The sequence below is a fragment of the Shinella pollutisoli genome, assembly GCF_024609765.1.
In the GTDB taxonomy this organism is placed as follows: Bacteria; Pseudomonadota; Alphaproteobacteria; order Rhizobiales; family Rhizobiaceae; genus Shinella; species Shinella pollutisoli.
In genome coordinates this window covers 17,556-40,856 of record NZ_JANFDG010000006.1, presented here as the reverse complement: position 1 = coordinate 40,856, position 23,301 = coordinate 17,556, and the positions used below count along the sequence as shown (strand labels likewise).

Genomic DNA, 23,301 nt, shown 5'->3' with positions numbered 1-23,301 from the left:
TCATCGCAACAGGGGGAACCAAAACGGTGGGGCCGCGTTGGCCAATCCATTCATCCCCTGTTCAACATGACACTTCTATGACAGGGGTACGAAACTTTCATGAAAGTTTGGAGACGGCCTTGGCCCTTTGGAATACCAGCGCGACGGCGATACCCGCAACCGAGGGCCTGCAGGCCGGCGCGGACGCGCTCGCGCGCCCGGTGCGGGTGCTCGCCGCCGTCGCCGGCTCGCTCGCCGTCTCCCTCCTGCTGGCGCTTGCGACGGTCGCCGCCGTCGAGCTCCTCACCCGCGGCTCGGTCGAGGCGACCTACGCGTTCCTCACCAATGCCGAGCAGCCGGGCTGGGCGACGCTCGGCGTCTTCTTCCTCGCCTATCTCGCCATCGACGCGCTGATCGGCCGGCAGCACAAGGCGGTGCTGATCGTCTCGCCGCTGATGCTGCTGATGGGCGTGATCTCGCAGCAGAAGCAGGTCTTCCTCACCGACCCGCTCTACCCGACGGACCTTCTCTTCGGCCGCCAGATCATGGAGCTGATGCCCGTGCTGGTGCAGGACCGGCCCTGGACGGCCGTCGGCCTTGGCCTCGGCGCGCTCGCCGCCGTCGCGGCGCTCGTCGGCCTCTGGATCTTCGCCTGGCGCCGCTTCCGGCCGCTGACCCGCAGGGAACGCCTCTCCCGGCTCCTGGTCGCGCTGCCGCTGCTTGCGGGCTTCGCGTCGATCATGGACTACAACGACTTCTCCTGGGTGCGCGACCGGCTGAAGATCTACCCGATCCTCTGGGACCAGGCCGAGAACTACCGCCACAACGGCTTCACGATGGCCTTCGCCATCAACCTGCCGATGGCGAACGTCAAGGCGCCGGCGGGCTACACGGCGGACGCCATCGACCGCATCCCGACCAAGGTGCTGCCGGCCGGCACCAGCCACCGCGGCAAGCCCGACGTCATCGTCGTCATGAGCGAGTCGCTGTGGGACCCGACCCGCATCGAGAGCGTGAAGCTGTCCGCCGACCCGATGCCGGTCATCCGCGAGAACATGGGCGGCCACGTCTTCTCGCCGGAATTCGGCGGGCTCACCGCCAATATCGAGTTCGAGGCGCTGACGGGCTTCTCCAACGCCTTCCTGCCGACGGGCTCCATCCCCTACCAGCAATATGTCCGCAAGCCGATCCCCTCGCTTGCGACCTTCTTCCGCGCCGAGGGCTATGCGACGCGGGCGATCCACCCGTTCAGCGGCTGGTTCTGGAACCGCACCAACGTCTACCAGGCCTTCGGCTTCGACACGTTCAAGGACGTGGAGGCCATGCCGCCGCTCGCCAGGCGCGGCAACTTCACCTCCGACATGGCGCTGACGAAGGAGATCATGCGCCAGGCGGACACGCAGAGCGGCCCGTTCTTCTTCTTCGCCGTGACGCTGCAGGGCCACGGCCCCTACGAGGTCGGCCGCTACGCGAAGAACACGATCGGCGTCGAGGGCGGCCTCGATGCGCGCGACACGCAGGTGCTCGCCACCTACACGCAGGGCGTCAAGGAGGCCGACGACAGCCTGAAGGTGCTGATGGACTGGGCGAGCGCGCGCGACCGCGAGACGATCATCGTCGTCTTCGGCGACCACCTGCCGCCGCTCAACACCGTCTACAGGAATTCCGGCTACATGCCGGGCGTCACCGCCTCGCGCAAGGGCACGGTCGAGCAGATGAAGAAGGAGCACGAGACGCCCCTCGTCATCTGGTCGAACAAGACCGGCCCGCGCAAGGACATCGGCACGGTGAGCCCCGCCTTCCTCTCCTACCACATCCTCAAGGAAGCGGGCTACGAGCACCCCTACTACACCGGCTTCCTCGGCGACGTGCGCGAGAAGCTGAGCGTGATCGACCGCTACATGCTGGTCGACACCGCCGGCAGGGCGACGACGGAATGGTCGCGCGGCAAGTCGGTCGATCCGCTGCTGAAGGATTTCCGCCTGCTCCAGCACGACATGATGTTCGGCCGGCAGCGCGGCCTGGAGCGCTTCTTCGAATCCCACGCCGACATGATGGCCGCGGGCTTCTGAGCGGGCGGCTCAGCGCCCCTGCGGATAGCGCGGCGCGTCGTCGGCGATCTCGTAATAGTCGCCCTTGTCGTCGCAGAAGATGTGGTAGCCGATCGCAAGGCCGGTCGGCTTGTCGAGGCTGCCCGCCATGATCGAGGTGTAGTCGAGCCCGTCGCCCTTCCAAAACAGCGCCGAGCCGCAGGTGCGGCAGAAGCCCCGCGACGCGGTGTCGCTCGCCCGGTACCAGGTGAGGTTCTCCCCGCCTTCGAGGAAGAAGGCGTCGTCGCGCACGTTCGTCGCGGCGTAGTGATGGCCGCTCTGCCTGCGGCACTGGCCGCAGTGGCAGGCGATCACGTCGCGCAGCGGCCCCGTCGTGCGGAACCGCACCGCGCCGCACAGGCACCGCCCCGTATGCTCCTCGCCCATCGCATCCTCCCGAACAAAGATCGGGCCAGCTTTGCCAGCCGGCCCGGTCCTGTCAAATGCAGCTTTCTGAATGCAGGCATCAGTTCCGCTGATGGACGGAACCGAAGCGCGAACGAAAGGCGATCAGGCGTTCACCACCATGCGCTTCTCGTCGCGGCCGCCCTTCATGCGCTCGGCGAGAAGGAAGGCGAGCTCCAGCGCCTGGTCGGCGTTGAGGCGCGGGTCGCAATGGGTGTGGTAGCGGTCGGCGAGGTCGTCGCCCGACAGCGCGCGCGCGCCGCCCGTGCACTCGGTCACGTCGTTGCCGGTCATCTCGACATGGATGCCGCCCGGATGCGTGCCCTCGGCGCGGTGGATCTGGAAGAAGCTCTCGACCTCCGACAGGACCCGCTCGAACGGCCGCGTCTTGTAGTTGTTGAGCGTGATCGTGTTGCCGTGCATCGGGTCGCAGGACCAGACGACCTTCTTGCCCTCGCGCTCGACCGCGCGGATGAGGCGCGGCAGGTTGTCGGCGACCTTGTCGTGGCCGAAGCGGCAGATCAGCGTCAGCCGGCCCGGCTCGTTGGCGGGGTTCAGGAGGTCGATCAGCTCCAGGAGGCCGTCGCCGGAGAGCGACGGGCCGCACTTGAGGCCGATCGGGTTCTTGATGCCGCGGCAATATTCGACGTGGGCGTGGTCGGGCTGGCGCGTGCGGTCGCCGATCCAGATCATGTGGCCAGAGGTGGCGTACCAGTCGCCGGAGGTGGAATCGACGCGCGTCAGCGCCTGCTCGTAGCCGAGCAGCAGCGCCTCGTGGCTGGTGAAGAAGTCGGTCTCGCGCAGCGACGGGTTGTTCTCCGCCGAGATGCCGATCGCCTTCATGAAGTCCATCGTCTCGGAGATCCGGTCGGCGAGCTTGCGGTAGCGCTCGGCCTGCGGCGAGTCCTTGACGAAGCCGAGCATCCACTGGTGCACGTTCTCCAGGTTGGCGTAGCCGCCCATCGCGAAGGCGCGCAGAAGGTTCAGCGTCGCGGCCGACTGGCGGTAGGCCATGATCTGCCGTTCCGGATTGGGGATGCGCGCCTCTTCCGTGAACTCGATGCCGTTGATGATGTCGCCGCGATAGGAGGGCAGCGTCACGTCCCCCTGCTTCTCGACGCCCGAGGAGCGCGGCTTGGCGAACTGGCCGGCGATGCGGCCGACCTTCACGACGGGCTGCTGGGCGCCGAAGGTCAGCACGACGGCCATCTGCAGGAAGGCGCGGAAGAAGTCGCGGATCGTGTCGGCGCCGTGCTCGGCGAAGCTCTCGGCGCAGTCGCCGCCCTGCAGCAGGAAGCCCTTGCCCTCGGCGACGTTGGCGAGCGCGCTCTTCAGGCGGCGCGCCTCGCCGGCGAAGACGAGCGGCGGAAACTTCGCAAGGCGCTCTTCGGTCGCCGCCAGCGCGGCGAGATCGGGATAGTCCGGAACCTGCTGGATGGGCTTCTGCCTCCAGCTGCTCGGCGTCCAATTCTGTGCCATGGTACTCACCTGTCCTCGGACGCCCCGGGGAGCGCCCCTGCATTGAAAGATGCGGGCTTATAAACCGTTACATGGTCCTTGCATAGCCGCCGTTCCAGCCCCGGACCGTCAGGCCCGCTCGCCGTTCACCACGCGGTAGCTCGGCTGGTACATGGTCACCAGCTCCTCCGCCGCCGTCGGGTGCACGGCCATGGTGCGGTCGAAGTCGTCCTTGGTGCAGCCGGCCTTGAGCGGGATGCCGAGAAGCTGCGCCATCTCGCCCGCCTCGTGGCCGAGGATATGCGCGCCCACGACCTTGCGGTCGGCGGCGTTGACGATGAGCTTCATGATCGTCCGCTCGGCGCGGCCCGACAGCGTCGCCTTCATCGGCCGGAACTCGGCGCGATAGACCTCGATCGCCGGGAAGGCCTTCGCCGCCGCCTCCTCGCTCATGCCCACGGTGCCGATCTCGGGCTGCGAGAAGACGGCGGTGGCGATCAGGTCGTGGTCGGGCGAGACGGGATTGCCGCGCAGTTCCGTCTCGACGAAGCACATCGCCTCGTGGATCGCCACGGGGGTGAGCTGCACCCGGTCCGTCACGTCGCCGAGCGCGAAGATGCTCGCCACGCTGGTGCGCGAATAGGGATCGACGACGATCGCGCCCCTGGCGTCCGTCTCGACGCCGGCCTTGTCCAGGCCGAGGCCCTCGGTGTTCGGCGTGCGGCCGAGCGCCAGCATCACCCGGTCGACGGTGAGCGTGCCGTTGTTCTTCGTGGTCGCGGCGCGGCGGCCGTCCTCCGTCGCGCTCACCGCGAGGATCAGGTCCTCGCAGAGCACGCGGATGCCCTTCGCCTCCATCGCCGCATGCAGGCCGCGGCGCATGTCCTGGTCGAAGCGCGAGAGGATCTCCTTGCCGCGATAGATCAGCGTCGTCTCGACGCCGAGGCCGTGGAAGATGTTGGCGAATTCGACGGCGATGTAGCCGCCGCCGGCGATCAGGATCGACTTCGGCAGTTCCGGAAGGTCGAAGGCCTCGTTGGAGGTGATGCAGAGCTCGTGGCCCGGCAGGTCGACATGCGGCGTCGGCCGGCCGCCGACGGCAATCACGATGCGCTCGGCCGTCACCTCCTCGCCCGTCGCGCAGAGCCGCACGCCGTTCGGGCCGGTCAGCTCGGCGCGGGTGTCGAGGAGGCTCGCGCCGGCATTCTCGAGCCCCTTGCGGTAGAGCCCCTCGAGCCGGGTGATCTCCTTCTCCTTGGCGGCGACGAGCGCCTGCCAGTCGAAGCGGGTCTCGCCCACCTGCCAGCCGAAGCCGGCGGCATCCTCGAAATGCTCGGGGAACTGCGAGGCGTAGACGTAGAGCTTCTTCGGCACGCAGCCGCGGATGACGCAGGTGCCGCCGTAGCGGTATTCCTCGGCGATCGCCACCTTCCTGCCCATCGCCGCCGCGAGCCGCGCGCTGCGCACGCCGCCCGAGCCCCCGCCGATGACGAAGAGATCGTAGTCGAATGCCGGCATGGACGGTCTCCCGAATGCAATTCCAGCAAAAATGTGCAAGCGGCTTTGCGTCCGGAACTGCGTGAAGCGAAGGCAGGCGGGGCTCCGGCGACAGGTGCCGCCGGAGGAAGCGGTGTTACTGCTGCGGCTGGGCTTCGCCGCCTTCCGGCGCGGCGCCGACGACGGTCTGCAGCTTCTTGCCGCTCTCGTCGGCGAGGTCGCGCTGGATGCCGGACGCCCAGATCTCGGCGGCGCGCACCAGCTCGCGCGTGGCGATCGGTCCGTCCTTGAGCAGCTTCTTGCCGACCGGCGAGGAGTAGAAGTCGGCGATCGCCTTCAATTCCTCCTGGCTGAAGGTCTTGGCGTAGATCGTCGCGGCCTCGCGCTCGAGGTCGGCGCGGCGCGGCGCCAGCGCCAGCGCCTGCTCGTCGACGACGGCGTTGATCTCGGGCTCGTGATTCGGCGAGGCCTGGATCAGCGAGGCCTTGAGGCGCTCGGCCAGCCCCGGCAGGATGTTGTCGAAGTTCACCGTCGCGCCGAGCGCGTCGATCGCGGCGCGGGCGACCTTGATCTGGTCTTCCGTCACGTCCTGCGCCTTGACCGCGCCGGTGAGCCCGGCCGTGACGACGAGCGTTGCGGCAAGGGTCCGGCCGAAACCAGCGATGTTGATCATGTTGGTCAGTGCTCCTGTCTAGTCTTTCGCCGTCAGCGTGCGCGCGCCGGCCGGACCGGCGATGATGGCAAGCGACGCCATGTTGATGAACAACCCGTTTTCCACGACACCGGGAATGAAATTGAGGCTTCCGGCCAGCGCATCTGCATCAGGAATGCGGCCAAAAGATGCGTCGAGAATGTAGTGTCCGCCGTCCGTCGTGAACGGGTCGCGGCCGGCCATGCGCAGCTCGAGCGGGCCGGAAAGGCCGAGCCGTGCGGCCGTCTTCTCGATGGCGATGCGGGTGGCGACGAGGCCGAAGGGATTGACCTCGATCGGCAGCTTGAAGGCGCCGAGCGTGTCGACCACCTTGCTCTCGTCGGCGATCACGATCATGCGGGCGGAGGCCGCCGCGACGATCTTCTCGCGCAGCAGCGCGCCGCCGCCGCCCTTGATCAGCCGCAGGCTCCCGTCCACCTCGTCGGCGCCGTCGACGGTGAGATCGAGCTCCGGCAGCTCGTCGAGCGATTTCAGCGGCACGCCGAGCTCGACGCAGAGTCGCGCGGTGCGCTCGGAGGTCGGAACGCCCTCCACCTTCAGCCCGTCGGCGACCCGTTCGGCGAGCAGCCGCACGAATTCCTCCGCGGTCGAGCCGGTGCCGATGCCGAGACGCATGCCGTCTTCCACATGGGCAAGCGCGGCTTCGGCCGCCTTGATCTTCATTTCCCGGGCGTCCATGCGCCGAAAGCTCCCTGAGGGTCGTCTGCGGCCGGACGGGCCGGCCGCGGATTGCGATCCGACACTTACACGCCCTCCGCCGCAAACGAAAGCCCTAAACGGGCGACCGCGCCGGCCCGCGGCGGGGAAAGGATTGCAAAAGCGGCCCCCATCCCTTACCGGGAAATCCCGCCCGTCCCTCATCCGCAAAGGTCCGCCCGCATGTCCGCTCCCCTTGTCGTCTTCGATCTCGACGGTACGCTCATCGACACCGCCCAGGACCTGGTGGCGAGCCTAAACCACACGATCTCGCTCGAAGGACTCGAGCCGGTCGGCCTCGACGACCTCACCTGGCTCGTCGGCCACGGCGGCCAGGTGATGATCCGCCGCGCCTTCTCGCTGCGCGGCCGCGAGCTCGCCGAAGGCGACCTGGAGCGCATGCTGGGCGTCTTCGTCGAGCACTATGCCGGGGCGATGCCGGGCGTCTCCGCCCCCTATCCGGGTCTCGTCGCGGCCATGGACCGGCTCTCCGGCGCCGGCTTCCGGCTCGCCGTCTGCACCAACAAGATGGAGATGCTCGCCCGCCGGCTGATCGACGAGCTGGGGCTGTCGCCGCGCTTCTCGGCGATCACCGGCGGCGACACGTTCACCGTCCGCAAGCCCGACGCCGAGCACCTGCTCGGCACGGTGCGGCGGGCGGAGGGCGATCCCGCCCGCACCGTCATGGTCGGCGACAGCCTCAACGACGTCCTGGTCGCCCGCAATGCCGGCGTGCCGTCGATCGGCGTGCCCTTCGGCTATTCGGACGTGCCCGTCGCCGAGCTCGACCCGACGCACGTGATCTCCCATTTCGACGAACTGACGCCCGACCTCGTCGACCGGCTGCTGTCGCGCTGAAAGCCCCCTCATCCGGCCCTTCGGGCGACCTTCTCCCCGGGGGGAGAAGGAAATAGCCGCCGACGTCTCGTTTCCGCCCTTCTCCCCGCCGGGGAGAAGGTGCCGGCAGGCGGATGCGGGGGGAATTTCCGAATGCTTCCGCCTACCTCACCCTTCCACCTGCCGCGCCGCCTTCGTCGCGGCGAAGGCCTTGCGCATGTAGTCGTCGCGGCCGTAGACGTCGTCGAAATACTCGACCGTGCCGTCCTTGTCCGGCCAGGCGGTGAAATAGGCGATGTAGATCGGGATGTCGGCCTTGACGCCCACCGCCTTGTTGCGGCCGCCGGCGATCTCCGCGCCGACCGCCTCCACCGTCGTGCCGAGCACGGCCGCCGCCATCCGGCGCGGCTCGGCAAGCCGCACGCAGCCGTGGCTCAGCGCCCGCATGTCCCGTTTGAAGAAGCTCTTCGACGGCGTGTCGTGCATGTAGATGGCGTGGCTGTTCGGGAACAGGATCTTCAGTTCGCCGAGCGCGTTGTCGCTGCTCGGCGGCTGGCGCACGGAGACGCCCGCCGTCGAGCCGTACCAGTCGACCGCCGAGGAGGAGACCGCGCGCCCGCCGACCGACACCTCGTAGCCCATCCGGTCGAGATAGGACGGGTCGGAGCGCAGCTTCGGCAGCATCTCGTTGATGATGATCGACTGCGGCACGCCCCAGGACGGGTTGAACTCGACGGTGCGGATGCGGTCCTCGAAGAAATAGGTCTGGTTCGCCTTCGAGCCGACGACCACGCGCATCGAGAACTGCTCGGCGCCGTTCTCGTGGTAGTAGACCGTGTAGGCCGGCTGGTTGATGAAGACGTGGCGCGGGCCGAGATCGGCCGGCAGCCAGCGCGCCTGCTCCATCGCCACCTCCAGCTTGGCGATCCTGCCTTCGAGCGAATCGCCGCCCGTCAGGAGGCGGATCGACGCCTTGCCGACGATGCCGTCCGGCTTCAGCCCCTTCTCCTTCTGGAACGCCTCGACCAGCGCCACGAGCTCGGGCGTGTAGTCGGGCGTGCCGCCGTAGCCGGCGATCGTCGCCGCATGCTCGGCCTTCAGCGCCTCGGAGCCGTGCCGGACGATGCCCTTGACGACATTGGCGAGCTCCGGGCTCGACTGGCCGGGCTTCAGCAGCGTGCCCTCGGCGATGGTGATGCGGTCCTCCGCGCCCGAGGCGGCCTTCAGCCGCGCCAGCTCCGCCTTCAGCGCCTGGAAATGGGCGCCCGCCGGCGAGCGGCTTTCGAGATAGGCGGCGACGTCGTTGCTCAGCGCGACGTTGCGCAGCGCCGCGACGAGGTTCACCTCCTTGCGCTTGAAGTCGTGGTAGCCGGAGATGCGGTTCGGGTCGATCCGCCCGCGCACGGCGTCGAGCACATAGGTCGCGACCGCCGCCGACAGGCGCAGCTCGAACGTCGCGAGCGCGCGGTGGCGGCTCGCCATGTCGGCCGCGTCGAACGTGTCGTCCGGAACGGCGACGGCGTAGTCCGCCGGGTCGAGCCCGACGGCGGCCGCGTCGGCGAGCACGGCGAGCGCGGCGCGCGCCCGGGCGTTGACGGCCGTGCCCCCGACCCAGAGCGGCTTGCGGTTGTCGGCATAGAAGGTCTCGACGGCCTTGGCGCTTTCGGCCGGCGCGCGCACGTCGACGCTCGCGAACGCGGCGCGCACGCCCGCGTCGTCCGGATGGCGGATCGACGACTGGCCTTCGCTGGCGATCGAGGCCGTCACCACCGGGTCGGCGAGCTTCTCGACGGCGATGCGCTTCAGCCCGTCGGCCTTGTAGGTGTAGTAGCGCGGGCCGGTGACGCGCGGCGGCTCGGCCGTGCGCTTCGTCTCGCCCTTCTGGCCGGGCAGTCCGATGCCCTGCGAGACGCCGGGCAGCGGCTCGGCCTTCTGCTGGCGCTTGCCGCGCAGGATGTCCATCAGGGTCAGCGAGCTTGCGGAGGCCGGCGTCGCGTCGAACGTGGCGAAGGCGCAGGAAAGCGCCAGCGCGGCCATGGCCGCAGTCTTGGTCAATCTCATCTGTATTCCAATCCCCGACGGGAAACCCGATTCCGTGACGGCGCCCGAACCAGCAGGCCGGGAAGTTATAGGAAAGGATGGTGAATGAAAAGAAAACGCCCCATCCCCCATCCCTGCGGCGACCGCCGCGCGGACCGCTGTGCCGGACACGGATGACGGCCGGTAAAAATTTGATTTCGATCGCGATTTTTCGCGGCGGCCGGCGGAAATCCCCGACGCGCCGCCCGCGGCCTGCGCAAAACCGGCGGACGCTTGTGACGCAAAAGGCACAGCCGCCGCAGCGTCGGGCGGCAGGCGGCCGCTAATCGATTTTAACCGAAAGTCTCGCCCGCAAGCGCCCCCGCTCCCCTTTACAAGCGGGTCGCAGATGGGCCAGAGAAAGGCCGATTTCGCGCCGGCCGTCCCACCATGCGGCGACGGGCCGGCGGCAGGACGCAAGGGCATGGGCAAGGCGGAAGGCACGATGACGACGCGCACGGAAACGGATACATTCGGCGAAATCGAGGTGGACGGCAGCCGCTACTGGGGCGCGCAGGCCGAGCGCTCGCGCGGCAATTTCAGGATCGGCTGGGAGAAGCAGCCGCTGTCGGTCGTCCGGGCGCTCGGCATCGTCAAGCAGGCCGCCGCGCGTGCCAACATGGAGCTCGGCCGCCTCGACCCGAAGCTCGGCGAGGCGATCGTCGCCGCCGCGCAGGAGGTGATCGACGGCAAGCTGGACGACCACTTCCCGCTCGTCGTCTGGCAGACGGGCTCCGGCACCCAGTCCAACATGAACGCCAACGAGGTCATCTCCAACCGGGCGATCGAGATGCTCGGCGGCACCATGGGCTCGAAGAAGCCGGTGCATCCGAACGACCACGTCAACATGAGCCAGTCGTCGAACGACACCTATCCGACGGCCATGCACATCGCCTGCGCCGAGCGCATCGTCCACGACCTCATCCCGGCGCTGAAGCACCTGCACGCCGCGCTGGAAGCCAAGGTCAAGGCCTTCGACCACATCATCAAGATCGGCCGCACGCACACGCAGGACGCGACCCCGCTGACGCTGGGCCAGGAATTCTCCGGCTACGCCGCGCAGGTCGCCTCCTCGATCGCCCGCATCGAGCTGACGCTGCCGGGGCTGTGCGAGCTCGCCCAGGGCGGCACCGCCGTCGGCACGGGCCTCAACGCCCCGGTCGGCTTCGCCGAGAAGGTGGCCGAGCATATCGCCGCCATCACCGGCATCGCCTTCAAGACCGCGCCGAACAAGTTCGAGGCGCTCGCCGCCCATGATTCGATGGTCTTCTCGCACGGCGCGATCAACGCCGCCGCCGCCGCCCTCTTCAAGATCGCCAACGATATCCGCTTCCTCGGCTCCGGCCCGCGCTCGGGGCTCGGCGAGCTGGCGCTGCCGGAGAACGAGCCCGGTTCCTCGATCATGCCGGGCAAGGTCAACCCGACCCAGTGCGAGGCGCTGACGCAGGTCTGCGTGCAGGTCTTCGGCAACCATGCGGCGCTGACCTTCGCCGGCAGCCAGGGCCATTTCGAGCTCAACGTCTACAACCCGCTGATGGCCTACAACTTCCTGCAGTCCGTGCAGCTCCTTTCCGACGCGGCGGTCTCCTTCACCGACAATTGCGTGACCGGCATCGAGGCGCGCGAGGACAACATCAAGGCCGCGCTCGACCGCTCGCTGATGCTCGTCACCGCGCTCGCGCCGAAGATCGGCTACGACAACGCCGCGAAGATCGCCAAGACCGCCCACAGGAACGGCACGACGCTGCGCGAGGAGGCCGTCGGCGGCGGCTACGTCACCGACGCGGAATTCGACGAGGTCGTCCGGCCGGAAAAGATGATCATGCCGGGCTGATCCCCTCTCCCGCCCTTCACCATGCGAAAGGCCGCGACCCCCTGGTTTCGCGGCCTTTCGCATCTCTCGCATTACGTTACGGAAGTGCGTTTCGTTAATACTTCCCAAAGCATTTTACTTATATTTTGGGGTCCGCGAGCAAACGAGAGCGGTCAGGAGCAGCCGACATGAACACGGCAGTCGCGCAGAGGGTACAGGTGCCGGACATCGCGGCACAGGTGACGTATGCCATGCGCATCATGGGTGTCTCGCCCATTCCGCGCAACTACGAGCTGTTCTACGAGGCCTATATCGGCTCCAATCCCAAGCTGACGCGCGAACTGGCGGCCCTCGGCAGCAAGGCCTCGCAGGAGGAGCTCGACGCGATCGGCGCGCAGTATTTCGGCCATCACCACCGCACGGAGGCCATCGACGGCGCCCACACCAAGCTCGTCGGCGAGCTCGAAGGGCTGCTGCGCCTGCTCAAGCAGGAGCAGACCTCGCTCGAAAGCTACACCAAGCTGCTCGACGAGACCTTCCTGCGCATCACCAGCAAGAACACGGCGAGCGTCGACATCCTGAAGAGCGTCATCGGCGTGCTGACGGAGGCGACGGGCGACACCATCTCGCAGGGCAAGGAGATGGTGGAGAACGTCGTGCAGAAGTCGCGCGAGATGGACGTCGTGCGCAAGGAGCTCGACGAGTACAAGCGCATCGCCAACACCGATTCGCTGACCCAGCTCTCCAACCGCCGCGCCTTCGACGACAAGCTCTCGGCGATCTACAACACCTCGATGACGCGCAACGTCACCGCGCTGATCCTCGCCGACATCGACCATTTCAAGAAGATCAACGACACCTACGGCCATCCCGTCGGCGACAAGATCCTCGCCTCGGTGGCGAGCCTCATCCGCGCCAACGTGCGCAAGGACATCTTCGTCGCCCGCGCCGGCGGCGAGGAGTTCGCGCTGGTGATCGAGGGCAACACCGAGGAGGAGGCGATGACGATCGCCGAGCGCATCCGCATCGCGCTCGAGAACACGCCCTTCAAGAATTCCAGGACCGGCGTCAACTACGGCCCGATCACCATCTCGCTCGGCCTGTGCATGGCCTCCGAGGCGGAAGGCCCGGGCGAGCTCTATTCCAAGGCCGACATCGCCCTCTACTGCGCCAAGAACGGCGGGCGCAACCGCACCATGGCCTTCGAGGAGGGCATGAAGAAGGACTTTTCCAAGAGCTGGCTCATCTACCGCAAATAGACACCCCTCTTCCCCCTTTTCCGGAACGGCGCCCGCGGGGCGCCGTTCCGCTTTCCGGTGCCTGTTCCCGCCGGAACACCGCCGCCGGGCGGCGTCTCCTACAAGATCCCCATCGGAAGACGAAAGCCGGGCATGACCGCGCCGGCGCAAGAAACGGGGATCAACGCCATGAAGACCATCGCCCTCGCCCTCCTCGCCGGCCTCCTGTCCGCCACCGCGGCGGCATCGGCCGACCGGCCGATCGAAGTCGCCGCACTCGCCGCGACCGCGCAGAAGACCGGATGGCTGCAGGTGCTGTCCGGCGGGAAGCCGGTCGCCTCCGCGAGAAAACTCGCCGCCGTCAGCCGCGCGCCGATCGCCCGCGAGCTCGTCGCCTTCCCGGAGACGCTCGCGCCCGGCACGATCGTCGTCGACAATTCCGAGCGCCGCCTCTACCACGTGCTCGGCCACGGCATCGCGATGAAGTACGCCGTCAGCATCGGCCGCGAGGGCTTCGTCTGGACCGGCTCGCAGAAGGTCACGCGCAAGGTCGAATGGCCGACCTGGACGCCGCCGGAGGACATGCGCGCCCGCGAGGCGAGGAAGGGCAAGATCCTGCCGGTGTCGATGGACGGCGGCCTCGACAACCCGCTCGGCGCGCGCGCCCTCTACCTCGGCTCGACCATCTACCGCATCCACGGCACCAACCAGCCCTCCTCGCTCGGCAAGGCGCAGTCCTCCGGCTGCATCCGCATGGCCAACGAGGACGTCGAGCACCTCTACGCCCAGGTCCGGATCGGCGCGACGGTGATCGTCCGCGACTGACGGCGGGATCAGCGGCAGGCGGAAGCGCCCGCCGCCCTGGCGATCGCGATCAGCTCGGGGCGGTATTCGAAATGCATGGTGTCGTAGTGGTACCAGCGCCCGCCCCAGATGAAGCCCTCCGCCTCGAAGGCCGCGACGATCTCGAGCGGATACCTGTTGCGGTGGGACGGCACGTTGCCGGGCTTGCCGCCGGCCCAGACCCAGTAGTCGGCGAATTTCGTGTTGAGGTCGATCGCCGCGCCGAAGCTGTGCACCGACATGTTGGCCGCCCCCGCCACCTTGCGCCAGTTGAAGGTGCCGGCCGACGGCGCGAGATAGCGCGCCAGCGCCGGCCGCCCCGCGAGCGCGTCGCGCACCCGCTCCAGCGCCGCCGCCGCACCCTGCCGCCTGGTGACGCGCACGGTGCCGCCGAACCACGTCACCGGCACGAGGTCCGCCTCGACGGCGCGCGCCGAGCGGCCGTAGAGCCGCATCATCAGCGCGTCGCTGCGGATGCGGCCCGGGTCGAAATCGACCTCCGGCGCCCGCTCGCAGGCGCCGAGCGGGTAGAGCTGGGAAAGGCTGTCCTCGATATCGCCGGCGGCGAGCGCCTCCTGGTGGCTCTTCGCCCTGCCGTCGTCTATCGCCATCGCCGGCCCGCCGTCGCGGAAGACGAGGCTCCCGCCCTCCACGCCGGCGATCGTCTCCGGATAGGCGTCGGCCAGCAGCCGCAGGCGCGCCGCGAGGTCCGGCTCCGCCGCGCGCAGCGGCAGAGCGGCGAGCAGAAGAAGCCCGAGCAGGCCGGCCCGCTCAATCCACCGTGATGTTGAGATAGTCGCCTCCCGGCCCGCGCCAGATTTCCACGTAGACCCGCACGTCGCCCTGGAGCAGGCGGCGCGCCGCGGACCGCTCGATCCGGCCGCGGCGGATCATCCGCTCGGCGAGTTCGCGGTTGCGGGCCGAGCCGAAGAAGCCGTCGACGTCGTCGCCGGGCTGGCGGATGCCGAACCGGTGCACGTTGGCGCGGTCCTGGCGGATGACCTGCCAGGGCTCCCTCAGGCGCTGGTTGCCGGAATTGTAGAGATCGTCCTGGCCGATATAGGCATTGTAGGTCTCGATCAGATCGTCGGCCCGCGCCGCGCCCCCGGCAAGCCCGAGCCCGGCGGCGAGCGCCGCCGCCAAAATCCCTCTCCGCATGACATGCTCCTTGCAATGCGTCCCAACGGAAGACGGCCGGCGGCCGCCGCCTATTCGCACCATCCTAGCGCGGCCTTTCCGAGCGGTCGCGGCTCATGCCCTTCTCGGCAAGCTCGCGCTCGTAGGCGGCGAAGAGTTCCGCGCCCTTCTCGCCGAGCTCGCGCAGGTAGGCCCAGGTGTAGATGCCGGTGTCGTGCATGTCGTCGAAGCCGATGCGCACCGCATAATTGCCGGTCGGCGTCATCGAGATGATCGCGACGTTGCGCTTGCCCGGCACCGTCACCTTCTGGCCCGGCCCGTGGCCCTGCACCTCGGCCGAGGGCGACAGCACGCGCAGGAGCTCGGCGGAGAGATCGAAGCTCGCGCCGTCGTTGAAGGTGACGACGAGGCGCTGGCGGTCCTTCGACACCCTGAGTTCCGTCGGCCACAGATCGCTCATCGTCCCGCATTCCCTTGCTTCCCAGCGAAGGACTATGCCGCAGGCCGGGGATGTGCAAGCGTGAAATTGATGCCATAATCGGCTGCGAGGCTGTCCGACGCGGCCGGAACGGAGGATGAAGCGTGAACACCCATGCGGGACAATTTCGCCAGGCCGGCGCCCTGACGCCCTCCGCCGGCCCGATGATCGACCCCTTCGGCCGGGCGATCACCTATCTGCGCGTCTCCGTGACGGACCGCTGCGACTTCCGCTGCACCTATTGCATGGCGGAGAACATGACCTTCCTGCCGAAGAAGGACCTGCTGACGCTGGAGGAACTGAACCGGCTCTGTTCCGCCTTCATCGCCCGCGGCGTGCGCAAGCTGCGGCTGACCGGCGGCGAGCCGCTGGTGCGCAAGAACATCCTCTACCTCGTGCGCGAGCTCGGTCGCCATGTCGAAGAGGGCCGCCTCGACGAGCTGACGCTGACGACCAACGGCTCGCAGCTCTCGCGGTACGCCGCCGAGCTCGCCGATTGCGGCGTGCGCCGCATCAACGTCTCGCTCGACACGCTCGATCCCGAGAAATTCCGGACGGTCACCCGCTGGGGCGACCTCTCGAAGGTCATGGAGGGCCTCGACGCGGCGCAGGCCGCGGGCCTCAGCGTCAAGATCAACGCCGTCGCCCTCAAGGACTTCAACGACCGCGAGATCCCCGACCTGATGCGCTGGGCGCACGGGCGCGGCATGGACCTGACGCTGATCGAGACCATGCCGATGGGCGAGATCGAGGAGGACCGCACCGACCGCTACCTGCCGCTCTCCGAAATGCGCGCGCGCCTCGCCGAGGACTTCACGCTGACGGACGACGCCTGGCGCACCGGCGGCCCCGCCCGCTACGTCCACGTCGCCGAGACCGGCGGGCGGCTCGGCTTCATCACGCCGATGACGCACAATTTCTGCGAAAGCTGCAACCGCGTCCGCCTCACCTGCACGGGAACGCTCTACATGTGCCTCGGCCAGGAGGACGCGGCCGACCTGCGCCTGCCGCTGCGCGCCTCGGACGACGACGCGCTGCTGCACCGGGCGATCGACGAGGCGATCGGCCGCAAGCCGAAGGGCCACGACTTCGTCATCGGCCGGCAGAACCGCCCGGCCGTCGCCCGCCACATGAGCGTCACCGGCGGCTGACCTTCCGGACGCGGGGACCGCCATGAAGACCATCCTGCTTGCCGCCCTCGTCTCGACCCTCCCCGCGCTTGCCGCCGCCGCGGAACGGCCGGCGGGCCTTGCCGCGGCCGAAGCGCTCGCCAGGGCCGCGCTCGGCCCGGAATGCACGATGAACGACATGGCCGAGGTGCCGATGGCCGGCCCCGACGACGACGGCTTCGGCCATTTCTTCCACCGCTTCACCTACCGCGCGGCCCGTCAGTCCGCCGACGAGCCGGAGATCGAGGCGGAGCTCTACCAGCTCTTCTGCGTCGCCGGCGCCTACAACGTCCGCCACGCCTTCGTGCTGAAGACGAGCGACGAGGAGGGCCTGAGGCTCCTCGCCTTCGCCCGGCCGGAGCTCGACTACGCTTATGCCGACGAAGAGATGACGACGCTGAAGGCACCGCCCGGCGTGAAGGGATTCGGCGCGGCGCTGCAGCTCGTGAACTCCCGCTTCGACGAGAGGACCCTGACGGTCACGAGCGTCGGCGCCTGGCGGGGCCTCGGCGACGCCTGGGACAGCGGCACCTGGACCTTCCGCGACGGCGGCTTCGTGCTGACCCGCTTCGAGGTCGACCCGACCTATGACGGATCGCCGGCGGACGGCGCCAGGGGCCACGTGGTCTACGACGCCGCGGAGTGACGCGAAAAAGGCCGCCGGATCGCTCCGGCGGCCTTCGTGTCCCGGGGCGACGCCCCTTCCTACTGCGCCATCGCGACCGGCTTGACCAGCGGCGTCACGCGGCGGATCGTCACGCGGCGGTTGAGCTGTTCCGGCCCGTCCGTCGCGATCTTCAGGAAGCGCTCGCCGTAGCCCTGCGTGGCGAGGTTCTCCGGCGGGATGCCGTAGGCGTCGGTCAGGATGTCGGCGACCGATTCCGCCCGCTCATCGGAGAGCACCAGGTTCGATTCCTCCGAGCCGACGGCATCGGTATGCCCCTCGATTAGGAAGGTCTCGCCCGGATCCTCGTCGAGGATCTGGTTGATCGCGTCGGCCACCTTGCGCAGCGTCGCCGCCTGGTTCATCGAAACGTCCGCGCTGCCGGTCGCAAAGGTGATGGTGTCGAGGTCGATGCGCCGCACCTTGTCGCGGATGCGGGCCGAATACTTGACCTCGTCCAGCGTGTAGACGCGCTCCACCTCCTCCACCGGCGGCCGCTCGAGAAACTCGCGATAGTCGCGCGGCGCCTCGGAGGACGTGTCGGCGATGTAGTCGTCGAGCGGAACGGCGAGCCGCATCGGCGGCAGGCGCAGGCCCGGATCGACGAAGGTCGGCCGGCTCTCGCGGTCGATCTCCGGGGCGTAGAACATCACGTATTCACGGCCCGAGCGATCGATGCGCGAACGCTGGATGATCTCGCCGTAGCGGTCGCGGATCGTCACGACGCGGTCGCCGTTCGGCCGCACGATCACCTCGCGGACGCGGCCGCGCGGCAGCTCCTCGTAATAGGTCTCGCGCGCCTGGCGCGACAGCCGCCGGCTGTCGTCGGACCGCACGATGATGCGGTCGTTGAAGTTGATCACTTGGCGGTCGTCCACGCGGCGCTCGACGCGCCAGCCGCCGCGGTTCTCGAATTCCGGACGGCGGTCCCGGCGTTCGCCGCGCTCGCGCTCGACCGATTCGTAGCGCTCGGCCCTGCGGCCGATCTGCGCGTCGGCGTCGGAGCGCGGCACGCGCACCCGCACCTTGGCGCGCTCCTCGGCGCGCTTGCGGCGCGTCTCGTCGCGCGACCTGTCGCGGCGGTTGTCGGCGTCCTTGTCGCTGTCGAGCACGGCGGTCCCGCGCTCGTAGGGCAGCTCGATCGTGTCGGACGTCTTGCTCGGGTCGCGGGCGATGCGCTCGCGCTCGACGTCGCGCTTGCGGCGCGGCCGGTTGCCGGCGTCCTCCTCGCCACGCTTCCTGTCCGCCTCGGCGGCCTCGCGCTCCTTCTTGCGCTTGGCCTCCTCGGCCTTGCGCTGTTCCTCTTCCTTGATGGCCGTCGTGCGGTCGCGCTTGCTCTTGGCGTCCTGGGCCTTCCGGTCCTCCTGCCGCTCCCGCTTCTCGGCGGCGTCGCGCTTGGCGTCGCGTTCCTTCGCCTTCTCGGCCGCGTCGCGCTCCTTCTGGCGCTTTTCGTCGCGGGCCTTCTGGCGCTGCTCTTCCTGGCGCTGCTCCTTCTCGGCGGCGTCGCGCTGCTTCTCGCGCCGTTCCTGGCGCGCCTTCTGGCGATCGTCCTGCCGCTGCTCCTTCTCGGCGGCACCGCGCTGCTTCTCGCGCCGTTCCTCGCGCGCCTTCTGGCGATCCTGCTGGCGCTGCTCCTGCTCGGCGGCGTCGCGCTGTTTCTCGCGCCGCTCCTCGCGCGTCTTCTGGCGCTGCTCGCCCTCGGCGGCGTCGCGCTGCCTCTCGCGCCGTTCCTCGCGCGCCTTCTGGCGATCCTGCTGGCGCTGCTCGCCCTCGGCGGAATCACGCTGCTTCTGGCGGCGCTCCTCGCGCGTCTTCTGGCGATCGTCCTGCCGCTCCTCGCGCTGCTTCTTGCGCTTGCGCAGGAGCTCCTCCTCGCTGGCCCCGCCTTCCGCCTGCACCGTGACGACAGCGGACGCATGGTCGATCGCCACGACCGGGCGGACCGGCGCCGCCTGCACCGGCTGCCAGACGAGGGACGCGATCGGCAGCGCCACCGTGGCCAGAAGTCTCGTTCGTTTACCCATGGAGCTTTCCTCGTTTGCTCGAAAAGAGATGTCCGCAGTTCGATCAGGTCTTCGGGGCGGTTTTGTGATTCCGCCGTCGGGCCCGTTCATCGTGCCGCCAAACTAGCAATCCGCATATGAATTCACGATGAATGCGAAAGTTCCGGACGAAACGGCGCAACACGGTTGATTTTCCGGAGAAAAACGGACGATTATCGCCGTCAGGCGGGCAGCCCTGCCCGCTTGGAACCAAGGCCCGGAAAACAACAAAAGACCGGAGAGCCTGCAACAGAGAGGACCGAAATGCGTATTTCCAAACGTCTCACGCTCGCCGCCTCGGCGGCCGTCGTCGCGCTCTTTTCCACCGCCGCGATGGCCGAGGGCGAGAAGATCGTGATCGGCACCGAAGGCGCCTACCCGCCCTTCAACAACCTGGAGGCCGACGGCACGCTGACCGGCTTCGACATCGACATCGCCAAGGCGCTGTGCGAGGAGATGAAGGCCGAGTGCACCTTCGTGACGCAGGACTGGGACGGCATCATCCCGGCGCTGATCGCCAAGAAGTTCGACGCCATCATCGCCTCCATGTCGATCACCGACGAGCGCAAGCAGCAGGTGGACTTCTCCAAGAAGTACTACAACACCCCGCCGGCGATCGTCGTGCCGAAGGATTCGGAGCTGACCGAGGCGACCTACGAGGCCTTCGACGGCAAGACGCTCGGCGCGCAGGGCTCGACGACCCACGCCAACTATGCCGAGGCGCACCTGAAGGGCGCCGAGATCAAGCTCTACCCGACCGCCGACGAATACAAGCTCGACGTCGCCAACGGCCGCGTCGACGGCGTGATCGACGACGTGGTGGTGCTGTCGGAATGGCTGAAGTCCGACGACGGCGCCTGCTGCAAGCTGCTCGGCACGCTGCCGGTCGACCCGGTCATCAACGGCGAGGGCGCGGGGATCGCGGTGCGCAAGGGCGAGACGGAGCTCGCCGACAAGTTCACCGCGGCGATCGCCGCCATCCGCGCCAGCGGCAAGTACCAGGAAATCAACGCCAAGTATTTCGACTTCGACGTCTACGGCGACTGATCGTCCCGCTTCATGCGGGGTTTTTCTGACCCCATCAGCAGAATGCAAAGGCGGAAGGGCTTGCCCTCCCGCCTTTTTTGCCCGAAAACTCCGCGATAAACCGCGCGCGGCAAGCGCCGGGACATATAAGAAGCGCAACGCGCATCGGGGGTTCTTCTGGCATGAGCGGACTTTTCGCCGCCATCGCCGAGGCGGCATCCGCATTCCTCGGGATCATCGATCCCCTGTGCGGGCCGGTCGGCATCTTCTCACTCTTCGCCAAGAATACGCTGTTGGCCTGCGGCGACACCGGATGGGGCGACGAGATCGCGCTCGGCTTCCTCGTCACCGCCAGCCTGGCGCTGGCGACGCTGCCGGTCGGCCTGGTGGCGGGCTTCTTCATCGCGCTCGCCAAGCAGTCGGAGGAGCGCTCGCTCAGGCTTTCCGCCAACATCTACACCACGCTCTTCCGCGGTCTGCCGGAGCTGCTCACCCTCTTCATCATCTATTACGGCCTGCAGATCCTCGTGCAGAACCTGATGAGCGCCGTCGGCTATCCGGGCGCCGTCGAGATCAACGCCTTCTTCGCCGGCATGATCGCGCTCGGCGTGGTCTTCTCCGCCTATTGCTCGGAGGTGCTGCTGTCGGCCTTCAAGGCGATCCCGCGCGGCCAGTACGAGGCGGGCTACGCGCTCGGCCTGCACCACGGCCGCACCATGCGCCTCATCGTCCTGCCGCAGCTGATCCGCATCGCCCTTCCCGGCCTCGGCAATCTCTGGATGGTCCTGCTCAAGGACACCGCGCTCGTCTCCGTCATCGGCCTGCCCGACATCCTGCGCCAGACGGGCGTCGCCGCCCGCGTCACCAAGCAGGCCTTCGAGTTCTACGCCATCGCCTGCCTGCTCTTCCTCGTGCTGGCCTTCCTCTCCTCGCTGGTCTTCTCCGGCATCGAGGGCTGGACGAAGCGTTCGGAGGCCGCCCGATGAGCCACGTCACCACCCTCATCGCACCGCAGGCGCCGCCGCCCGCCCCGCCCCGCGCCTTCACCGCCGGCCGCTTCTTCGGCAACGTCTTCCTGGGCGTGTGGCTGGCGCTGTCGATCGGCATCTTCATGATGGTCGTCAACGGCTGGGACCCGGAGAAATTTTCCCGCTACGGGCCAAGCTACCTCTCCGGCCTCGGCGTGACGCTGCTGCTCGTCGGCCTTTCGGTCGTGCTCGGCGGCGTGCTCTCCCTGCCGCTCGCCTTCGCGCGCATGTCGAAGAACCCGGTCTTCTCCTGGTTCGCCTACGCCTATGTCTACTTCTTCCGCGGCACGCCGCTGCTCACCCAGCTCTTCCTCGTCTATTACGGGCTCGGCAGCTTCTCCAGCGAGCTGAAGGCGCTCGGGCTCTGGTGGTTCTTCCGCGACGCCTGGAACTGCGCGCTGCTCACCTTCACGCTCAACACCGCCGCCTACCAGGCCGAGATCCTGCGCGGCGCGATCGAGAGCGTGCCGCGCGGCCAGCACGAGGGCGCGGCGGCCCTCGGCCTTCCCGCCCGCGTCGCCTTCTTCAAGGTGATCCTGCCGCAGGCGCTCATCGTCGCGCTCAGGCCCTACGGCAACGAGATCATCCTGATGATCAAGGGCTCGGCCATCGTCGCCATCGTCACGGTCTTCGACCTGATGGGCGAGACGCGCCGCGCCTTCTCGCGCACCTTCGACTACCAGGCCTATCTCTGGGCGGCGCTGCTCTACCTGCTGATCGTCGAGCTGCTGCGCAATCTCTGGGCCTGGCTCGAGGCCCGCCTCACCCGCCACCTGAAGCGCTAGGCGCAAATCTGGCAGCACTCGGCGAAGGGTGCTGCCAACACCCTGATTTCAAAGAAATATTTCCGCTTCCGGGAAAACGTCAAGACTCGATTAACCCTGTCGGCCTTTCAATCCGAGGGACCATCACTGGCAACGGATGAGGTCCCGCGATGACACAGACGACGACAGGCGACATGGCCCTGCAGCTCAGGGGCTACGGCATGACCACGGCGCAGATCCTCTACCGCATGCCCGACCATCCGAAGCTCCTGCAGACCTATATCTGGCAGCACTACGACATCGCCCCCGATTTCCCGGAGATGAAGAGCTTCCTGAAGTTCTGGCAGGAGAAGCTCGACGGCCCGCTGCATTCGGTGCGCTACGTCCACCGCCGCCTGATCTCGGCGACGGAATGGCGCGCGCTGAAGGGCGAGTTCGTCATCAACTGAGCGGCAGGCAGGTCCGGGAAACGTGCGAAGCGGCTTTCCGTCCGGACTGGCGCAAAACGCTCACACATGCACGGAGCCGTGCGCGAGCTCGGTGTCCGACAGGTCGACCCTGAGCGAGCCGTAGGCGATCAGCGCGTAGAACAGCGCGATGAGGACGAGCACCACGCCGCCGCCGATCGGCCCCAGCGCGGCATTGGCGACGACGTGCTCGAAGGCGATCGCCATGTCCCGGCCCGGCGCCACGGACGTCTGCATGCTGGTGGACGAGATCTTCAGGCCCCAGGCGAGCAGCAGGATGAGGTACATCCAGCAATAGTTGCGCCGGAGCCGCCGGCAGGCCGCGTCGCGGTAGCTGATCAGGAACTCCGGCTCGCGCAGGCTTGCCGCGATCGGCGCCGCCCAGTCCGCCGCAAGCCCGCCGCGCGGGTTGAGGATCTCCGCGAAATAGACCCGCTCGAGCTGGCGCACCCGCGCCCGGTAGACGTCGAAGAAGCGGTAGCGCCGCGCCTCGATCAGGAGCAGCAGGGTCACGAGCAGCATGGCGAAGAGCAGCACGCCGTGATGCGAGGTCGGCGTCGACAGCGAGACGGAGAGCAGCGCCGCGACGACGGTGATCGCCCAGTTGGTCGTGCGGTCGATGCGGTCGCGCCAGCCGGCCATCCGGCCGAGCTCGCCGCGGTAGTAGTGCACCATCGTATTGATCGTCTCGACCGGCGTCGCCGGCAGCGACGGACTTCCCCGCCGCATCGCCTCGGCGGGAAGCGGCAGCGGGGGCATATCGGCGGGCATGGCATTCCTCCCTGGTCTTTTTGGTCTTGCGGCGATCATGCGCCTCTTTCATCGATTGATAAACGTCTAATTCGGCCGCGCGCGCCGCCATTGCCAAAGCGCGTGTCC

22 protein-coding genes are annotated in these 23,301 nt (G+C 68.1%); 11 read left to right on the top strand and 11 right to left on the bottom strand.

Features of this window, described 5'->3' with window-relative positions; genetic code table 11:
- Nucleotides 1-77: 77 nt before the first annotated feature.
- Nucleotides 78-2,051 carry an LTA synthase family protein gene (locus NNZ72_RS06585; protein WP_257314311.1) on the top strand — a complete coding sequence of 658 codons (1,974 nt, stop codon included), beginning with the start codon at nt 78-80 and terminating at the stop codon, nt 2,049-2,051.
- 9 nt (nt 2,052-2,060) lie between these two features.
- Here the strand turns inward: NNZ72_RS06585 and NNZ72_RS06580 are convergent, their stop codons facing one another.
- From NNZ72_RS06580 to rpiA, 5 genes are all read right to left on the bottom strand, one after another.
- Nucleotides 2,061-2,456, bottom strand: coding sequence for a GFA family protein (locus tag NNZ72_RS06580; RefSeq protein ID WP_257314310.1), 396 nt, complete (start codon nt 2,454-2,456; stop codon nt 2,061-2,063).
- Nucleotides 2,457-2,579: 123 nt separating this feature from the next.
- Nucleotides 2,580-3,953: a class II 3-deoxy-7-phosphoheptulonate synthase gene (locus NNZ72_RS06575; RefSeq protein WP_257314309.1), complete on the bottom strand. Its 1,374-nt coding sequence runs from the start codon at nt 3,951-3,953 to the stop codon at nt 2,580-2,582.
- 108 nt (nt 3,954-4,061) lie between these two features.
- On the bottom strand, nt 4,062-5,450 hold the full coding sequence (gene gor, locus NNZ72_RS06570) for a glutathione-disulfide reductase (protein WP_257314308.1): 1,389 nt from the start codon (nt 5,448-5,450) through the stop codon (nt 4,062-4,064).
- Between the two features lie 115 nt (nt 5,451-5,565).
- Complete coding sequence (locus NNZ72_RS06565) at nt 5,566-6,102, bottom strand: DUF2059 domain-containing protein (RefSeq protein ID WP_257314306.1); 537 nt, start codon at nt 6,100-6,102, stop codon at nt 5,566-5,568.
- A gap of 18 nt (nt 6,103-6,120) precedes the next feature.
- Nucleotides 6,121-6,819 (bottom strand): ribose-5-phosphate isomerase RpiA, encoded by a 699-nt coding sequence (gene rpiA / locus NNZ72_RS06560; RefSeq protein ID WP_257314305.1) that lies wholly within the window; start codon nt 6,817-6,819, stop codon nt 6,121-6,123.
- 201 nt (nt 6,820-7,020) lie between these two features.
- Between rpiA and NNZ72_RS06555 the strand changes: the two genes are divergently transcribed.
- A complete protein-coding gene (locus NNZ72_RS06555; RefSeq protein ID WP_257314302.1) occupies nt 7,021-7,695 on the top strand; it encodes an HAD family hydrolase in 675 nt (224 codons plus the stop codon).
- A gap of 147 nt (nt 7,696-7,842) precedes the next feature.
- On the opposite strand, the gene NNZ72_RS06550 is transcribed toward NNZ72_RS06555, so the two are convergent.
- Nucleotides 7,843-9,735 (bottom strand): L,D-transpeptidase family protein, encoded by a 1,893-nt coding sequence (locus NNZ72_RS06550; protein ID WP_257314301.1) that lies wholly within the window; start codon nt 9,733-9,735, stop codon nt 7,843-7,845.
- Between the two features lie 442 nt (nt 9,736-10,177).
- Between NNZ72_RS06550 and fumC the strand changes: the two genes are divergently transcribed.
- The 3 genes from fumC (at nt 10,178) to NNZ72_RS06535 (ending at nt 13,629) form a co-directional block, all read left to right on the top strand.
- Nucleotides 10,178-11,587 carry a class II fumarate hydratase gene (fumC, locus tag NNZ72_RS06545; RefSeq protein ID WP_257314300.1) on the top strand — a complete coding sequence of 470 codons (1,410 nt, stop codon included), beginning with the start codon at nt 10,178-10,180 and terminating at the stop codon, nt 11,585-11,587.
- Between the two features lie 167 nt (nt 11,588-11,754).
- Nucleotides 11,755-12,825 (top strand): GGDEF domain-containing protein, encoded by a 1,071-nt coding sequence (locus NNZ72_RS06540; protein WP_257314299.1) that lies wholly within the window; start codon nt 11,755-11,757, stop codon nt 12,823-12,825.
- Between the two features lie 168 nt (nt 12,826-12,993).
- Nucleotides 12,994-13,629, top strand: coding sequence for a L,D-transpeptidase (locus tag NNZ72_RS06535; protein ID WP_257314298.1), 636 nt, complete (start codon nt 12,994-12,996; stop codon nt 13,627-13,629).
- An 8-nt stretch (nt 13,630-13,637) separates the two neighbouring features.
- Here the strand turns inward: NNZ72_RS06535 and NNZ72_RS06530 are convergent, their stop codons facing one another.
- The 3 genes from NNZ72_RS06530 to NNZ72_RS06520 all read right to left on the bottom strand — a co-directional run bounded on the left by NNZ72_RS06530 (nt 13,638) and on the right by NNZ72_RS06520 (nt 15,244).
- The gene (locus NNZ72_RS06530; protein WP_257314297.1) at nt 13,638-14,300 is read right to left on the bottom strand and encodes a M15 family metallopeptidase; all 663 of its coding nucleotides are present in this window, start codon (nt 14,298-14,300) and stop codon (nt 13,638-13,640) included.
- A 118-nt stretch (nt 14,301-14,418) separates the two neighbouring features.
- A complete protein-coding gene (locus tag NNZ72_RS06525; protein WP_257314296.1) occupies nt 14,419-14,805 on the bottom strand; it encodes a hypothetical protein in 387 nt (128 codons plus the stop codon).
- Between the two features lie 64 nt (nt 14,806-14,869).
- The gene (locus tag NNZ72_RS06520) at nt 14,870-15,244 is read right to left on the bottom strand and encodes a gamma-butyrobetaine hydroxylase family protein (RefSeq protein WP_257314295.1); all 375 of its coding nucleotides are present in this window, start codon (nt 15,242-15,244) and stop codon (nt 14,870-14,872) included.
- Between the two features lie 182 nt (nt 15,245-15,426).
- Here NNZ72_RS06520 and moaA point away from each other — a divergent pair, with 182 nt between their 5' ends.
- Both moaA and NNZ72_RS06510 read left to right on the top strand, forming a co-directional pair.
- Nucleotides 15,427-16,413: a GTP 3',8-cyclase MoaA gene (moaA, locus tag NNZ72_RS06515; RefSeq protein ID WP_257314537.1), complete on the top strand. Its 987-nt coding sequence runs from the start codon at nt 15,427-15,429 to the stop codon at nt 16,411-16,413.
- Between the two features lie 22 nt (nt 16,414-16,435).
- The gene (locus tag NNZ72_RS06510; protein ID WP_257314294.1) at nt 16,436-17,077 is read left to right on the top strand and encodes a DUF1176 domain-containing protein; all 642 of its coding nucleotides are present in this window, start codon (nt 16,436-16,438) and stop codon (nt 17,075-17,077) included.
- 59 nt (nt 17,078-17,136) lie between these two features.
- Here NNZ72_RS06510 and NNZ72_RS06505 read toward each other — a convergent pair whose 3' ends face one another.
- Nucleotides 17,137-19,119 carry an OmpA family protein gene (locus NNZ72_RS06505; RefSeq protein ID WP_257314293.1) on the bottom strand — a complete coding sequence of 661 codons (1,983 nt, stop codon included), beginning with the start codon at nt 19,117-19,119 and terminating at the stop codon, nt 17,137-17,139.
- A 282-nt stretch (nt 19,120-19,401) separates the two neighbouring features.
- On the opposite strand from NNZ72_RS06505, the gene NNZ72_RS06500 reads away from it, so the two are divergent.
- The 4 genes from NNZ72_RS06500 to NNZ72_RS06485 all read left to right on the top strand — a co-directional run bounded on the left by NNZ72_RS06500 (nt 19,402) and on the right by NNZ72_RS06485 (nt 22,404).
- Nucleotides 19,402-20,184: an ABC transporter substrate-binding protein gene (locus NNZ72_RS06500; protein ID WP_257314292.1), complete on the top strand. Its 783-nt coding sequence runs from the start codon at nt 19,402-19,404 to the stop codon at nt 20,182-20,184.
- A gap of 161 nt (nt 20,185-20,345) precedes the next feature.
- On the top strand, nt 20,346-21,149 hold the full coding sequence (locus tag NNZ72_RS06495; RefSeq protein WP_257314291.1) for an ABC transporter permease: 804 nt from the start codon (nt 20,346-20,348) through the stop codon (nt 21,147-21,149).
- Nucleotides 21,146-21,976, top strand: a complete 831-nt coding sequence (locus NNZ72_RS06490) for an ABC transporter permease (protein ID WP_257314290.1) — start codon at nt 21,146-21,148, stop codon at nt 21,974-21,976. The genes NNZ72_RS06495 and NNZ72_RS06490 overlap by 4 nt, the downstream gene beginning before the upstream one ends.
- A gap of 149 nt (nt 21,977-22,125) precedes the next feature.
- Nucleotides 22,126-22,404, top strand: coding sequence for an usg protein (locus NNZ72_RS06485; RefSeq protein WP_257314289.1), 279 nt, complete (start codon nt 22,126-22,128; stop codon nt 22,402-22,404).
- A 60-nt stretch (nt 22,405-22,464) separates the two neighbouring features.
- Here the strand turns inward: NNZ72_RS06485 and NNZ72_RS06480 are convergent, their stop codons facing one another.
- A complete protein-coding gene (locus NNZ72_RS06480) occupies nt 22,465-23,193 on the bottom strand; it encodes a DUF2270 domain-containing protein (RefSeq protein ID WP_371747728.1) in 729 nt (242 codons plus the stop codon).
- Nucleotides 23,194-23,301: the final 108 nt, after the last annotated feature.

Coding starts and splice junctions, on each gene's coding strand:
- NNZ72_RS06565 (WP_257314306.1), bottom strand. CDS start 6,102: ATGATCAACATCGCTGGTTTCGGCCGGACCCTTGCCGCAACGCTCGTC.
- NNZ72_RS06495 (WP_257314291.1), top strand. CDS start 20,346: ATGAGCGGACTTTTCGCCGCCATCGCCGAGGCGGCATCCGCATTCCTC.
- NNZ72_RS06525 (WP_257314296.1), bottom strand. CDS start 14,805: ATGCGGAGAGGGATTTTGGCGGCGGCGCTCGCCGCCGGGCTCGGGCTT.
- NNZ72_RS06510 (WP_257314294.1), top strand. CDS start 16,436: ATGAAGACCATCCTGCTTGCCGCCCTCGTCTCGACCCTCCCCGCGCTT.
- NNZ72_RS06575 (WP_257314309.1), bottom strand. CDS start 3,953: ATGGCACAGAATTGGACGCCGAGCAGCTGGAGGCAGAAGCCCATCCAG.
- NNZ72_RS06580 (WP_257314310.1), bottom strand. CDS start 2,456: ATGGGCGAGGAGCATACGGGGCGGTGCCTGTGCGGCGCGGTGCGGTTC.
- NNZ72_RS06500 (WP_257314292.1), top strand. CDS start 19,402: ATGCGTATTTCCAAACGTCTCACGCTCGCCGCCTCGGCGGCCGTCGTC.
- NNZ72_RS06585 (WP_257314311.1), top strand. CDS start 78: ATGACAGGGGTACGAAACTTTCATGAAAGTTTGGAGACGGCCTTGGCC.
- NNZ72_RS06480 (WP_371747728.1), bottom strand. CDS start 23,193: ATGCCCGCCGATATGCCCCCGCTGCCGCTTCCCGCCGAGGCGATGCGG.
- moaA (WP_257314537.1), top strand. CDS start 15,427: ATGATCGACCCCTTCGGCCGGGCGATCACCTATCTGCGCGTCTCCGTG.
- NNZ72_RS06485 (WP_257314289.1), top strand. CDS start 22,126: ATGACACAGACGACGACAGGCGACATGGCCCTGCAGCTCAGGGGCTAC.
- NNZ72_RS06550 (WP_257314301.1), bottom strand. CDS start 9,735: ATGAGATTGACCAAGACTGCGGCCATGGCCGCGCTGGCGCTTTCCTGC.
- NNZ72_RS06490 (WP_257314290.1), top strand. CDS start 21,146: ATGAGCCACGTCACCACCCTCATCGCACCGCAGGCGCCGCCGCCCGCC.
- gor (WP_257314308.1), bottom strand. CDS start 5,450: ATGCCGGCATTCGACTACGATCTCTTCGTCATCGGCGGGGGCTCGGGC.
- NNZ72_RS06520 (WP_257314295.1), bottom strand. CDS start 15,244: ATGAGCGATCTGTGGCCGACGGAACTCAGGGTGTCGAAGGACCGCCAG.
- NNZ72_RS06505 (WP_257314293.1), bottom strand. CDS start 19,119: ATGGGTAAACGAACGAGACTTCTGGCCACGGTGGCGCTGCCGATCGCG.
- rpiA (WP_257314305.1), bottom strand. CDS start 6,819: ATGGACGCCCGGGAAATGAAGATCAAGGCGGCCGAAGCCGCGCTTGCC.
- NNZ72_RS06555 (WP_257314302.1), top strand. CDS start 7,021: ATGTCCGCTCCCCTTGTCGTCTTCGATCTCGACGGTACGCTCATCGAC.
- NNZ72_RS06540 (WP_257314299.1), top strand. CDS start 11,755: ATGAACACGGCAGTCGCGCAGAGGGTACAGGTGCCGGACATCGCGGCA.
- NNZ72_RS06535 (WP_257314298.1), top strand. CDS start 12,994: ATGAAGACCATCGCCCTCGCCCTCCTCGCCGGCCTCCTGTCCGCCACC.
- fumC (WP_257314300.1), top strand. CDS start 10,178: ATGGGCAAGGCGGAAGGCACGATGACGACGCGCACGGAAACGGATACA.